The sequence below is a fragment of the Aquabacterium sp. CECT 9606 genome (assembly GCF_918741295.1).
Lineage (GTDB): Bacteria > Pseudomonadota > Gammaproteobacteria > Burkholderiales > Burkholderiaceae_C > Aquabacterium.
Window position 1 is genome coordinate 222,415 of record NZ_CAKKNB010000004.1, and the last position, 12,789, is coordinate 235,203.

The following is a 12,789-nucleotide window of genomic DNA, read 5'->3' on the forward strand; positions in this document are numbered from 1 at the left end:
TGCTCAAGCCATGGAGGCCATGGCGCCAGCGTCGTGCAAGACCGCCTGGTTGCGGCCGGAGCGTTTGGCCACGTACAGCGCTTCGTCGGCGCCCTTGAGCATCTCGGTCAGGTCTTCGACCTTCATGTCCAGTTGTGACACACCAGCGCTGATGGTGACCTTGCCGGCCACCGGCGCCTGGCGCGAGGCCACGACCTTGACCAGTTCATCGGCCAGGATCTGGGCGCCCTTGGCGTCGGTGTCCGGCAGCATCACGATGAATTCTTCGCCGCCCATGCGGGCCACGATGTCTGAGTCGCGCACGCGTTGGCGCAGGGTGTCCGACAGGTGCCGGATCACCTGGTCACCCACATCATGTCCGTGCGTGTCATTGACCTGCTTGAAGTGGTCCAGATCGACCATGATGACGCTGATCGGGCTGCTGCGGCGCTTGGCCGATGACAAGGCGATCTTCAGTTGGGCCTCAAAGCCACGGCGGTTCAGCACGCCAGTGAGGTGATCGCTGCGCGATTGCCGATCCAGCTCGCGGTTGGCCGCTTCCAGCTCTTGCGTGCGCAACTTGACCTTGTCTTCCATCTGCTCATTGAGCGTGATCAGGCGCCGGGTCATGTTGTGGAGCGCGGTCGACAGGGCGTGCACCTCTGCACTGCTGTCCAGCAAGGCGATGGAGGCGCCGGGCAAGCCCAGTTCCACATCGCGGGCCGAGCGGGCCATGGTGGTCAGGTGTTCACTCACTCGGCCTGCCGCCATCCAGGCGATCACGCCGGTCACGAAGGCAATCGCCAGTCCGACGATGAGGCTGCGCAGCATGGCATCGTGGCTGCTGGCAAAGGCGATGCCCACGGGCTCGCGCACCACCACGTACCAGCCCATGTCGCTGGCCACGCTGCGGGCTTTCATGCGCACGACGGCGGTCAGGTACTCCTGGCCGTCCTGCCACTTCATCACCGAGGCGGGTTGATCTTCGCCGTCGCGGCCGGGTGCGATGGACAGGCTCACGGGCAGGCGCATGCCCGCTTCGGCGTACTCGGCGGTTTTGCCGTTGGGCGCATAGATGACGGCGCCTGATCGGTCAAAGATGAAGGCCGACAATTCGCGTGCCTTGGCGTTCGCGGGGTACAGCGACTCCACCACGTCGCGCGCCCAATCCCAGCTGCCATGGACACCCAGCACGCCGACCACCTTGCCGCCGACCTTGATGGGGGCGGCGAAGTCCACGAAGCGCAAAGGCTCGCTGGTCGCGGGGCGGGGAATCAGCGAGGCCAGCAGTTTGGCGGGGTGCACATCGCCCACGAAGTTGCGTTGGATGCCGGCGGCGAACCAGGGCCGTTCCTTGACGTTCTTGCCCAGCAGCAGGCCACCAGTGGCCGACTTGACCACGCCTTCGGTGTCGGCCACGCCAATCCAGAGGCTGTTGGGCCGCATGGCCTGGCTGCGGGCCAGGTTGTGTGCCACCTCGGGGCCGTCCAGGCCGCCGCTCCAGATGGCGGGGGATTCGGTCAGCACTTGAACCTCGCGGCTGCGGTCGTACAGGCCGTCGGCCAGCATCTGCGAGGCATTCTTGGCGATCACGCTGAGGGCGCCGCCAGAGTCACGCTGGATCTGGGTTTTCAGCATCTGGCCCAGGGCGAAGGTGAGGGCCGCGGCCACGACGATGACCAGCCCACCGAAAACAATCGCGATGTGCGTTCTGAAACTCAGAAGCGGAAGGAGTTTGGACCTCATGTGCACCGTCTGCATGACTTGATGCAACGTTATCGGCACAGGGTGGCGGCACTTGAATGCGGCCGAAAATGACAAAAGGGTCAGCAAGTTAACTTGCTGACCCTCGTCATTTCTGGTGCGGCTGGCAGGATTCGAACCCACGACCCCTTGGTTCGTAGCCAAGTACTCTATCCAACTGAGCTACAGCCGCCAAGACCAATAATGTAGCATTGATTTAAGCGTCTTGTAAAGCCGGGCGCAAAATATTTGAAATCAAGAGGCATCAGCCAAGGCCGCCAGACGGTAGAACCGCGCGGCTTCATCGGCACGGTGCTCTTGTTCGGCCAACTGGGCCAGGCGGGTCCAGGCGCGGCGGCGGCGGTGGCTGTCCAGTTGCAGGTCATTGGCGGCCGACAACAGCAGGCTTCGGGCCTTGCCCCAGAGCTGCCGTTCGGCGAGCGCCAAGCCCACGGCCAGGGCCAGGCCTGCGCTGCGCAAGGCCGATGGCGTGGCGGCGTCCAGGCGCGGCAGCCATTCGGCCTCCAGGCCCAGCAGGCTGTTCGACAAGGCCCGGGCCAGGGCTTCACTGGCTTCTGGCGTTTGCCGGCTGATCTGATCCCACAAAGGAGCCAGCCATTGGCGGGCTTCCTTGGGGGCGCCCAGCTCGGACATGCGCGTGGCGCCACGGGCCACCACGATGGGGTCGCGTCGATCGGCGGGATCGAGTTGCTGCCAGATCTTGCGCAGTTGCTCGGCATCGCGCGCGGTTTCCAGCGTTTCGGTGGCCAGGGTGCGCAACAGGCCTTCGGCGGCGCCTTCGGTGAAGCCCTGGTGCTTGGCCAGCAGGCGCGCGGTCTTGAGCGCTTCCAGGGGCTGTCGTGCCAGGCGGGCGGCTTGCAGCTTCAAGCGCAGTGCCTGCGTGCGGCGGGCCACGCCCGGCGCCAGTTCACCCAGGTCGCGCAGTGCGCGGGTGGCGTCGCGGTCGTCGATGGCGCACTCGGCGGCCAACAGGCGGGCGCCTTCTTCGGTGGCGCGGGGGCGGCGCGTCAGCAGAGACAGGTCAAGCGCACGCTGCAGGTGTTCGTCGCGCTGCTTGCGGTCTTGCAGGCGGTGCAGGCTGCCGGCGGACAACAGGTGCGACAAGGCGGTGAACTCGGCATCAAGGGCCAGATCGGGCGTGTCGGCCTGGATGGCGATGGCGCGCTGGGCTTCGCGGTGGGCACGCGTGTAGCGGGCGGCCAGGTAGAGGGCCAGGGCTTCGCGCAGGGCTGTCTGGGCGGCGCGGTCGCGTTGCATCAGGCGCCAGCGCTTGGCACGCTGGGGCAGGCCGATCAGGGAGTCCAGCCCACGGATCGTGGAGTAGATGGCCAGGAACAGCAGCACCATCCCGATCACGAACAGGTTGAAGGACAGGTCGGTGCGCCAGCCCAGCCAGTAAATGCTGACCAGGCCGTCGTTGCCGCCCAGGCCAGAGGCGGCGACAACCGCCACGACCGCGAGCAACAGGAGCCAGACGATGGTGCGCATGGAAGGCGGTGTCTTTCAGGGGCGGCTCAGCGCCCGCCGGCGATGGCGGCCAGGGTGGCCAGCGTGTCATCGGGGCGGGGCACCAGGGTCTGCGAACTTTGCGTGGCCACGTCGGTCAGCAGGTTTTGCAGCAACTGGGTCTTGCGCGATTGGGTGTCAAAGTACTTGGCCAGGGCTGCTTGTGCCACGTTCACGTCGGCCACGGCCGAGGCCGATTGCCGGCTCAACAGGGCCAGTCGCGCGTTCAGCAGTCGCAGCTTGAGGTTCTCGCGCAGGAAGAACGATTGCTCGGGCGTGATCAGGATGGCTTCAGGCTGGCGGATGCGGGTGATGCGCACCAGGGCCTGGGCTTCCTGCCAGGCGGTCCGCGCGGTGCTTTGGCCCCAACGCATCAATTGATCGCCCAGCGGGGCGTCTGATGCGGCCGATTCGACAGTGGAGGCACTGCTGGCAGCTTGTTTGGCGCGTTGCGCGGCCTTGCCCTTGGGCGGTGGGGCAGTAGGGCGGGCCAACGCTCGGCCAGACTCGTCAACGGGCTGGCTGATCAGTGGCAACTCATCAACCAGGCGAATGGCCTCGTCCAGGCGAATCGTGAGGGACGAGAGATCGGCCACGCGGGTGGCTTTGATGCGGTCCAGGTCTTTGGCCAGCGAGCGGCGCACGCCGTCCAGCCGAGGTTGCCGGGCGCGGCTCAGGCGGTCTTCCGCCGATTTCATGGCGGTGATCAGGGGTTCGGCGCTGCCGGTCAGGGCCGATTGCTGCACGGCCACGCGCAGCGCGGCTTCGACGTCCACCACCAGGTTTTCGTCGCGCGACAGGGACATCGATTTGATGAGGTCTTCGACCTGGCTGCGTTGCAAGGTGACTTCGGCCAACCGGGTTTCGAGCAAGGTGGTGCGGGCGGCGGCCTCGCGAGAGATGTCCTGGGCCTGCTTGGCCAGCAGGCGCGCTTCGGCAGCTTGGCTTTGGCTGTCTTGCTGGCGGCGCACCAACTCCTGTTCCAGGGTGTCGACCTTTTTCTGGGTGGTCCAGGCCAGCCAGGCGCCACCCACGCAAACCGCGGTGAGGACGAGGACGGCCCAGCGCATCCAGTCCGAGGTGGCCACGGGTTGGTAGTCGGGTTCAGGCTGAAGGATGACGTCGGTTTCGCTCACGATGGATTCATTGTATCGACGTGGGCGCGGCCCGATTCCGCGGGTCGTAGTGCGGCCACCACTGCCTCGGGTGTGGGGCGTGTCGCAATTACTCGGCCAAATCCGGCCAGCCTGGCGCGCTCGCCGATGCGTGGATGGGTGGCCAGTGCGGTGGCCTCGTGCCAGGATTGGTCGGGCATCAGCGTGTCGGTGAGGTGGTCAATGGCTTCAGAGCTGCTGAACAGCCAGCGGTGATCGGAGGGCTGCTGTGCGGCGGCCTGGGCCATTGTTTGCTGATCGGGCGACCATGACGCGGCACGGCGCTGGTAGGTCAGCAGCGGGGTGACGGTGGCGCCACGCGAGCGCAATTGCTCGCTCAGCCAGGCCCGGCCCTTGGCATCCTGGCGATCACCGCCGCTGATGGTCCAGACGGCCTGGCCTTGCCAATCGAGCGTTTGCAGCAGTGGCCACAGGGTTTCGGAGTCGAACTGGGCGGCGTCCTCACTGGGGCAGATGATGGGGGGCAGGCTCACCTTGGCGTCCTGCGCGGTCTGCGTCAAGGCCCGGGCCGTGCCGGGGCCAGGGGCCGCGGCCAAGGTCTGCTCTGGCCAAAGGCAGCCTGGCGGGCGCAGGCGGAAGAACCATTCGACCGCGCTGGGGCTGACGAACATCAGCAGGCGGGCCTGGTGCAATTGGCGCCACAGGGCTTGAACGGGCGCCGGGTCGGTGGGTGCCTGGATGTCGATCAATGGCAGGGCCTGGGCATCCACGCCCAAGGACCGCAGTTGCTCAACCCAGGCGCTGGCTTGGGGTTCGGGCCGGGTGACCAGCAGCCTCATGCCAGCTCAGGCCACCAGCGCGGCCAGCCACTCGGGGCCGGCTTGGGCCTGAAGCTGCTGCGCCACTTGCTGGCCCAGGGCTTCGGCCTCGGCCGGCGTGGTGGGTGAGCCTTGCAGCTGGGCGCGCACCAGTTGGTTCTGGGCGGGGTGGCCCAACAGCGCGCGCAACGTCATGGTGCCTGGCGTGGCGGCATCGCTGCCTGACCACTGCGCGTGAGCGGCCAGGGGCATGGAGCAACTGCCACCCAGGGCGCGCGAGACAGCGCGTTCGGCCAGCGTGGCCAGCCAGGTGGGCGTGTGCGTGAGCGTGGCCAGCCGTGTCACCAGGTCTGGGTGATCCAGGCGAACTTCGATGCCCAGGGCACCCTGCCCGGCGGCGGGCAACATGACGTTGGTGTCGATGACCTGGCGGATGCGCTCGGCCAGGCCCAGGCGTTTGAGGCCGGCTGTGGCCAGGATGATGGCGGCATAGTGGCCGTCGTCCAGCTTGCGCAGTCGGGTGTCCAGGTTGCCACGCAAGGGTTCGATCTTCAAATCGGGGCGCAATGCGCGCAGTTGCGTCAGGCGGCGCAGGCTGGAGGTGCCCACCACTGCACCCTGGGGCAGGGCGTCCAGGGTGGCGAAATCGTTGGACACAAAGGCATCGCGGGGGTCTTCACGCTCCAGAACGCAGGCCAGCACGAAGCCATCGGGCAGTTCCATGGGCACGTCTTTGAGCGAGTGCACGGCCAGATCGGCCCGGCCTTCCTCCAGGGCCACTTCAAGCTCTTTGACGAACAGGCCTTTGCCGCCCACCTTGGACAGCGAGCGGTCGAGGATCTGATCGCCTCGGGTGGTCATGCCCAGCAGGGAGACGGGGTGGCTGAAACGGGTTTGAAGCAGGTCGCGAACATGTTCAGCCTGCCACAGGGCCAGGCGGCTTTCGCGGGTGGCGATCACCCACGCCGAGGGGGTCTTGTCATGAGCGGTCATGCGGCGATGCTATCAGCGCTCGGGGCGCTGCGTGCCAGCCGTGGGCTCAGTCCTGGCTCATGGCCAATGCCAGGCGCCTTTTTTCGGTCTGGTTGACGTACTGCTGCAGGGCGCGTTCGGTGGCGCCGTTCACGTTGATCAATTCGCACCCCAGGCGGGCGCCTTGGGATTCGGGGTTGATCACGCTGACGTGGTGGATGATCAGGCCGATCTCCAGGCGCGTGTCAGAGTCCAGGTCCAGAAAACACTGGCCAATCTTGACGCCGGGGGACACCATGGGCACGTTGTGCGGCAAGAACAGCGCCACACCGCCCAGGCTGATGTCCAGCACGCGCAGATCCAGTTTCATGTCGGGCAGGGCGGGGTGGCGCATGTGCGCCACCGGGGTGCTGCTGACCAGCGGCTTGACGCGGAAGCTGGAGCGCCGTTGAAAGCGGTAAAGCGTGCGCGGGTATTGCGCGTTGAGGGCCACGGTGCCATTGCCATGCACCTGCACCACGCCTTCCAGGTCGAACTGGAGCTTGATGCTGTCCAGATAGCCCACGGCCACCACCTCTTCGGTTTCCAGCAGCGCTTGCAAACGGGTGTCACCCGTCTCGGCGCTGAAGCACACGATGCCACGCGTTGAATCGACCGCCCACAGCATGGTGGTGTAGCTGGTCCCGCCAGGACCGCTCAGCGTCATCAAGGCATTGGCATTGAGCAATCGCTTGAGGAAGTCGTCGACTTCAACAGGCGAGGTGATTCGGTAGTCGTCCATGGGCCGCTGTGGTCAATGCATCTGGGAAGGATCCGACTTGCTGCCCATCATCTTGCTCAGGTCATTGATCCAGGGTTCGGCCAAGTGGCGAATCTCGGCGTCGTTGACCAGGATGCGCTGCATGATGCGGCTCTTGAGCGCGCGTTCATCGGCGCCCAGCGGGTATTGGTCGGCCGCGTGCTTGAGCTGAGAGATCAGCACGGCGCAGGCGCCTTCAAGGCGGACCACGGTGTCCCAATCGCCCGTGCGGGCAGCTTCCAGCATGTCGTGGCTGGCGGTTTCGATGGCTTCGTAGTAACTCAAAAGGCTTCCTGCTTGGATGTCTTCGTCAGGGGCGGTGATCAGTTCTGGGGCGTTCATGGGCGAACCCCTTCAAGGTAGGTTGTGCGCGCTTGTTCCACGTTGCCGGAGCCAATGCTGCTCCAGGCATCGCGCAAAGGGCCAAGGAGGTTGGCGCATTCCTCCAGGATTTCGTCATCCGAATGCAGATTGGCCTGCGTCAGACGGGTGGTCACGTAGGCGTACAAGTCATTCAGGTTGGCGGCCAGTTCGCCGCCGGTTTTCAGGTCAAGGCTGGCCTTCAGGCCCTCGTCGACGATGCTCACGGCCTTGCTGATGGCCTTGCACTTGGTTTCGACCTGCTTGGCTTTGATGGCGCCCCGTGCCTGGGCAATGGCTTCGAGCGCGCCATTGAGCAGCATGCCGATCAGCTGATGCGGCGACGCACCGCTGACGCCGGTTTCGAGACCGACCTGGCGGTACATGTTGCCCGAGGTCCGGGGACCAAAGACGTTGGCAGAGGAGGCTGTGATGGTGGCGTACATCTGAAATGACTCTCGGAAGATGCTGCAATCAGCGTTGAGCTATTTATCGACACTTCCCTGATCAGCTTGAACCTCAAACGCCATCCTGATTGCGCGAAATGGAGGGGGTTTGGGCCTCTGTTTTCCAACACGAAAAATCAATGTGCAGCGGTCTCGCTGGACTCGAGCGACTTGTACTGGTCCAGCAGCTTCTGTGCATAGGAGGTCGCAGCTTGTTGCGAGCTGCGCGCTGGCGATGGCACCTGGGCTTTGGCGGCGGATGCCAGTTCTGCGGCTTCGGCAAACACATCCCGGACCTTTTCAGGCTGTCTGACAAGTGCCTTGTCCAGCCTGGCGCTGTCCACCTTCAGGTCGCCGCTGGCGTCCTGATCAATGCCGATGTCGACCAGGCGCTGGTTTGGCGCGGTGGGGGGCTGCCCCAGCGCGTTCAATTCGTTGTATGCCTGGGTGAACTGGTCGATCGATTTCTTCAAGGCATCTTGGTCCTGGCCGATCGACACGTTGACCGGTCCATCGGTGACCTTGCCCAGCTTGAAACTCACGCCCTGCACGGCGTTCGAGATGGTGTTGGTGGGCGATTGAAAATCCACGCCATTGACCTTGGCTTTGGAATCGCTCGCGGCTTGCGTCTGCACGGTGCTTTGCTGAGTTTGCATGGGGTCGAAGCCCAGGGCCGCCAGATCGGGGCTGGGGGGCTTGCCGCCCTCACCTGAGGCCGAGACCTTGAAACCGTTGTCTGCGCCGGTGTTGGTCGATCGCAGCACCAGGCGTGAGCCGGTGGCATCGCTGATGACCGAGGCCACCACCCCCACGCCCGCTGCGTTGATCTTGTCGCGGATCTTTTCCAGCGAGTTGTCGTGCGGGCCCAGGCGCACGTCCGATTTGGGCCAATTGGGGTTGGTTGAAAACGCCGTTTGTGAGCTGTTCAAGCCACCCAGCTCGATGTGCAGGGTGCCCAGGCCGATGACGGTGCCCACACCAGAGAAGGACGCGGACGAGGTGGCCTGTGCCGTGGCCAGGGAGTTCACTTCAATGCTGTAGTTGCCCGCCGCCGCGGCGGTGCCGTCACTGGAGGCCGAGACGGCCGATGGCTGGCTGGACTGTGTGGCGGTGTTGGCCCAGCTCATCTCATTGGCCAGGTATTGGGCGGCGCTCGCGTAGTTGGATTGCGCGCTTTGCAATTTTCCCTGGGGGGATAAGTGGGTCTGGACAGGTTCAGCCGGGATGGCTCGCGATGACTCAGCTGACGGTTTGTCAACCGTCAGTGGTGGCTGTGTGACGAACGAACTGACATCAATGCCACTGCCCGTCCCCGATACGGAGATTGAAGCCATGATATTGCTCCCGGTACTGCTGAAAACCTGCACAAAAAACCCATTCACCATGGGTTTCGGCAGGCTTGGCTCAGTCTTGAGAAGCAATCGGCAATAACTCGTGAAATCCTGCCGTGGCAGGGCTTGATCAACTGCTGCTGTTGTTGAGCGAGTTGATCATCTGTGTCACGTAGTTGCCCTGGCTGGTGAGGCCCGCCATGATGGTGTCAAGTGCCGTGTACTGCGCCTTCAGGCGCTTTTCATACAAGTCCACACGGGCTTGCAAACTCTCTTGCCGCTTGCCGTTGTCGGTGATGGTTTGCTTGAGCCCGGCCGTGCGCGAGGTCAGGATGCCTTCGCTGCCCATCAGGTTGTCGCTCAGCACCCGCAAGCGGGTCATGATGCCATCCTTGTTGGAGTCGACCGAATCCGAGTTCATGAACAGCTTTTTGACTTCGCCCAGGTTGCCCAGCGAGCTGGTCAGCTTGGTGCTGTTGACCTTGACCGTGCCATCGGTCTGGATTTCAAGCCCGATGGACGACAGGGTGCCAAAGGTGCTCGACGCATCGGAGCTGCTGCCCAGGAGGGCCCGGAACTGGTTCTGCACGCTCAGGGCACCGCTGTCGCCTTGCAAGGTGCCGGCGGTCTTGGTGCTCTCGTCGTACTTCGTGTTGCTCTTCAACAGGCTGGCCATGGCCGAATACGCCGTGGCGAAGTCCGTGACGGCCTTGGTGATGGTGGCCGTGTCCTGGCTGACCGTGATGCTGATCGGGCCGGTGGTGATGGTGGGGCTGCTGGTGACCTTGCTCAAGGTGATGGTCAAGCCGGACACCACTTCGCTCAGGGTATTGGTGGCTGACTTGATGGGGACGTTGTTGATCGTTGCTTCCGCGTCCGTGGCGGCCTGGCTCAAATTCGTGCCGGCGGTGGCGTTGCCAGGGTCGTAGGCCAGGGCAGACAGTCCGGCATCATCAGCGTTGTTGCCGTCGCCCGCGTCGGCGGCTGTGATGCGAAAGCCATTGGCCTCGCCGGTGGTGGCTGATTGCATGACCAGGCGCGACCCTGACGAGTCCGTGATGATCGAAGCCTTGACGCCTGAATTGCTGCTGTTGATCTTGTCGCGGATGTTGGCCAGCGTATCGGTGGCCGCCACATTGATTGTCACGGGTGTGGTGCCCGATTTGGCAGCAAAGCTGTTGCCGGTCCAGGTGCCCAGGTCGATGGTCAAAGTGCCCGAGCCCAAGGTGCTTGCGCCTGAGGCCAGTGAAGTCTTGGTCACCACCGATTGAGTTTTGGCCAGAACCGTCACGTCGACGGCGTAGGTGCCCACCTGGGCGCCTGCCGAAGTGGTGGCGTTCACGGCGGTGGCATCCGCTGAGGCGGCGGCGGTAGCGCCCCACAAGTCGGCCGAAGTCAGTTTTCGGGCGGCATCACGCACGCTCGACACTGCGGACTGGACCTGCCCGTAGGCCGAGATCTTCGTCTGCAGCTTGTCTGAAGCGGCTTGCAGGTTGACGATAGGCTGGCTTTCCACCGAAACCAGCTTGGCCACAATGTCGTTTGCCTGCAGACCGCTGCCGATGCCCAGGGAACTGATGCTACTGGTGGTGGCCATGTGTTGCTCCTTCAGCCCACGAAACGTCTCGGCCCGTTACACAACGTGGCTCGACACAAGGTGTATCGGCACCACCAGCCGGAAACTTAAGCCCTCAAAGATCAGCCTTGCAGCAGCTTGAGCACTTGCTGGGGCAGGGAGTTCGCCTGGGCGACCATGGCATTGCCAGCTTGTTGCAGGATCTGAGCGCGCGACATGGCGGCCGTTTCCGCGGCAAAGTCGGCGTCCATGATCCGACTGCGGGCAGCGGTCTGGTTCTCGGCAGAAACCTGCAAATTCGAGATGATCGCGTCAAAACGACTCTGCGTGGCACCGTAGACAGCGCGTTCGCTGTTGATGCGGTCCAGGGCGCCATCGATGGCATTGATCACGTCACCCAGGGTGGTGGTGGTCGATGTGCTGTCGATCACGGTCAGGGCATCCGTCACGGCCGTGATGCTGGGATCAGCCGTCATGTCCGTGGTGGTGATGGTGATGATGTCGTTGGCCGTGGTGTTGGCCCCGATCTGGAAATCTTGTGCAGCGCCAGTGGCGAGGATGGGCTTGCCGTTGAAGGTGGTGCCAGCGGTCACGCGGATGATTTCTGCGGACAACTGCTGGAATTCCTTGTTCAGCGAGTCGCGGTCGCTGTCGCTGTTCGATGCATTGCGCGCTTGAACCGTCAGTTCCCGCATGCGTTGCAGGGCATCACTGACCTTGCCAAGGGCGCCTTCAGCCGTTTGCGCCAAGGAAATGCCGTCGTTCGCATTGCGCGCTGCGACGTTCATCCCCTTGATCTGGGAGTTCATCCGCTCGGCGATGGCCAGGCCGGCGGCATCGTCCTTGGCGGAGTTGACGCGCAAGCCCGAAGACAAACGCTGCATCGACACAGACAGGGAAGTCTGCGACATGTTCAGATTCCGCTGAGCGTTCAGCGAATTCAGATTGGTGTTGATCGTTTGGGCCATGGGGCACTCCTGAGAAATCCTGTGACTTCCGGCGCGCACGCCGGCCTGCTAGAAAGCTGGCCAAAGATGCTGGTTGAAAAGCTTTGACCTGTGACTCGATTGTTCGAGAGTTCTTTAGCCGGCAATCGTCGGATGTGAGGAGTGAAAACCGCTTTAATCCAAACCAATGAAAAAGCCACCCGAAGGTGGCTTGGAGGCGGTCCGGGCTGCTGGAGCCCGGGAGTTGCCAGGAAGATCAGCGCAGCAGCGACAGGACTTGCTGGGGCAACTGGTTGGCCTGGGCGATCATCGCGTTGCCAGCCTGTTGCAGGATCTGGGCACGAGACAGGTTGGCCGTTTCCGAGGCGAAGTCGGCATCCATGATCCGGCTGCGGGCGGCGGTCTGGTTTTCAACCGACACTTGCAGGTTCGAGATCACCGAGTCGAAGCGGTTTTGCGTGGCACCGTAGACGGCGCGTTCGTTGTTGATGCGGTCGATGGCGCCGTCGATGTCGTCGATCACGGTTGCCAATGCGGTGGCGTCCGTCGTGCTGTCGATCACGACCGTTGTGTCCGTGACAGCGGTGATGCTGGCGTCGGTGGTCATGTCGGTGGTCGTGATCGAGATGATGTCGTTGTCGGTGGTGTTGGCACCAACTTGGAACGTCAAGGTGTCTGCGTCGCTACCGATGATGGCCTTGCCGTTGAAGGTGGTGCCACCCAGAACGCGCTTGATTTCGGCCGACAGTTGTTGGAATTCCTTGTCCAGCGAATCCTTGTCGCCGTCGCTGTTGGTGGCATTACGGGCTTGGACAGCCAGTTCACGCATGCGTTGCAGCGATTCGCCAACTTTGCCCAAGGCGCCTTCAGCCGTTTGAGCCAGCGAGATGCCGTCATTGGCATTGCGCACTGCGACGTTCATGCCCTTGACTTGAGCGGACATGCGTTCGGCGATGGCCAGACCGGCGGCGTCGTCCTTGGCGGAGTTGACCCGCAGACCTGACGACAAACGCTGCATGGAGGTGGCCAGCGACATTTGCGAGGCCGACGTGTTGCGCTGAGCGTTCAGCGAGTTCAAGTTTGTGCTGATGATGGAAGCCATGGTGTACTCCTAATGGTAAAAAAAACGGCGGAAAGCGCCTAAACAAGATTGGTGCAGCGATACAGCTACTGCAG

12 protein-coding genes and 1 tRNA gene are annotated in these 12,789 nt (G+C 63.5%); all 13 read right to left on the reverse strand.

Features of this window, described 5'->3' with window-relative positions; all coding sequences use genetic code 11:
* Nucleotides 1-3: 3 nt before the first annotated feature.
* The gene (locus tag LQ232_RS18285; RefSeq protein ID WP_230181828.1) at nucleotides 4-1,725 is read right to left on the reverse strand and encodes a diguanylate cyclase; all 1,722 of its coding nucleotides are present in this window, start codon (nucleotides 1,723-1,725) and stop codon (nucleotides 4-6) included.
* A 113-nt stretch (nucleotides 1,726-1,838) separates the two neighbouring features.
* Nucleotides 1,839-1,915 (reverse strand) — tRNA-Arg (locus LQ232_RS18290).
* A 62-nt stretch (nucleotides 1,916-1,977) separates the two neighbouring features.
* Nucleotides 1,978-3,231: a heme biosynthesis HemY N-terminal domain-containing protein gene (locus LQ232_RS18295; protein ID WP_230181829.1), complete on the reverse strand. Its 1,254-nt coding sequence runs from the start codon at nucleotides 3,229-3,231 to the stop codon at nucleotides 1,978-1,980.
* A gap of 26 nt (nucleotides 3,232-3,257) precedes the next feature.
* Nucleotides 3,258-4,385, reverse strand: a complete 1,128-nt coding sequence (locus tag LQ232_RS18300) for a uroporphyrinogen-III C-methyltransferase (protein ID WP_230181830.1) — start codon at nucleotides 4,383-4,385, stop codon at nucleotides 3,258-3,260.
* Entirely contained in the window at nucleotides 4,382-5,203 is an 822-nt protein-coding gene (locus LQ232_RS18305; RefSeq protein ID WP_230181831.1) for a uroporphyrinogen-III synthase, read from the reverse strand. Before LQ232_RS18305 ends, LQ232_RS18300 begins: the two co-directional genes overlap by 4 nt.
* A 6-nt stretch (nucleotides 5,204-5,209) precedes the next feature.
* Nucleotides 5,210-6,175, reverse strand: coding sequence for a hydroxymethylbilane synthase (gene hemC, locus LQ232_RS18310; protein ID WP_230181832.1), 966 nt, complete (start codon nucleotides 6,173-6,175; stop codon nucleotides 5,210-5,212).
* Between the two features lie 46 nt (nucleotides 6,176-6,221).
* Nucleotides 6,222-6,935, reverse strand: coding sequence for a flagellar brake protein (locus tag LQ232_RS18315; protein WP_230181833.1), 714 nt, complete (start codon nucleotides 6,933-6,935; stop codon nucleotides 6,222-6,224).
* A gap of 12 nt (nucleotides 6,936-6,947) precedes the next feature.
* The gene (locus LQ232_RS18320; RefSeq protein WP_230181834.1) at nucleotides 6,948-7,295 is read right to left on the reverse strand and encodes a flagellar protein FliT; all 348 of its coding nucleotides are present in this window, start codon (nucleotides 7,293-7,295) and stop codon (nucleotides 6,948-6,950) included.
* Nucleotides 7,292-7,759, reverse strand: a complete 468-nt coding sequence (fliS, locus tag LQ232_RS18325) for a flagellar export chaperone FliS (RefSeq protein ID WP_230181835.1) — start codon at nucleotides 7,757-7,759, stop codon at nucleotides 7,292-7,294. Before fliS ends, LQ232_RS18320 begins: the two co-directional genes overlap by 4 nt.
* 137 nt (nucleotides 7,760-7,896) lie before the next feature.
* Entirely contained in the window at nucleotides 7,897-9,144 is a 1,248-nt protein-coding gene (fliD, locus tag LQ232_RS18330) for a flagellar filament capping protein FliD (protein ID WP_371820307.1), read from the reverse strand.
* A gap of 76 nt (nucleotides 9,145-9,220) precedes the next feature.
* Nucleotides 9,221-10,687, reverse strand: coding sequence for a flagellar filament capping protein FliD (gene fliD / locus LQ232_RS18335; protein WP_230181837.1), 1,467 nt, complete (start codon nucleotides 10,685-10,687; stop codon nucleotides 9,221-9,223).
* 101 nt (nucleotides 10,688-10,788) lie between these two features.
* On the reverse strand, nucleotides 10,789-11,634 hold the full coding sequence (locus LQ232_RS18340; protein WP_230181838.1) for a flagellin: 846 nt from the start codon (nucleotides 11,632-11,634) through the stop codon (nucleotides 10,789-10,791).
* Nucleotides 11,635-11,869: 235 nt separating this feature from the next.
* Entirely contained in the window at nucleotides 11,870-12,715 is an 846-nt protein-coding gene (locus LQ232_RS18345) for a flagellin (protein WP_230181839.1), read from the reverse strand.
* Nucleotides 12,716-12,789 lie beyond the last annotated feature (74 nt).

Excerpts from the sequence above, each read along its gene's own strand:
- fliD (WP_230181837.1), bottom strand. The coding sequence starts at position 10,687 with ATGGCCACCACCAGTAGCATCAGTTCCCTGGGCATCGGCAGCGGTCTG.
- fliS (WP_230181835.1), bottom strand. The coding sequence starts at position 7,759 with ATGTACGCCACCATCACAGCCTCCTCTGCCAACGTCTTTGGTCCCCGG.
- LQ232_RS18285 (WP_230181828.1), bottom strand. The coding sequence starts at position 1,725 with ATGAGGTCCAAACTCCTTCCGCTTCTGAGTTTCAGAACGCACATCGCG.
- LQ232_RS18340 (WP_230181838.1), bottom strand. The coding sequence starts at position 11,634 with ATGGCCCAAACGATCAACACCAATCTGAATTCGCTGAACGCTCAGCGG.
- LQ232_RS18295 (WP_230181829.1), bottom strand. The coding sequence starts at position 3,231 with ATGCGCACCATCGTCTGGCTCCTGTTGCTCGCGGTCGTGGCGGTTGTC.
- LQ232_RS18305 (WP_230181831.1), bottom strand. The coding sequence starts at position 5,203 with ATGAGGCTGCTGGTCACCCGGCCCGAACCCCAAGCCAGCGCCTGGGTT.
- LQ232_RS18320 (WP_230181834.1), bottom strand. The coding sequence starts at position 7,295 with ATGAACGCCCCAGAACTGATCACCGCCCCTGACGAAGACATCCAAGCA.
- hemC (WP_230181832.1), bottom strand. The coding sequence starts at position 6,175 with ATGACCGCTCATGACAAGACCCCCTCGGCGTGGGTGATCGCCACCCGC.
- fliD (WP_371820307.1), bottom strand. The coding sequence starts at position 9,144 with ATGGTGAATGGGTTTTTTGTGCAGGTTTTCAGCAGTACCGGGAGCAAT.
- LQ232_RS18315 (WP_230181833.1), bottom strand. The coding sequence starts at position 6,935 with ATGGACGACTACCGAATCACCTCGCCTGTTGAAGTCGACGACTTCCTC.
- LQ232_RS18345 (WP_230181839.1), bottom strand. The coding sequence starts at position 12,715 with ATGGCTTCCATCATCAGCACAAACTTGAACTCGCTGAACGCTCAGCGC.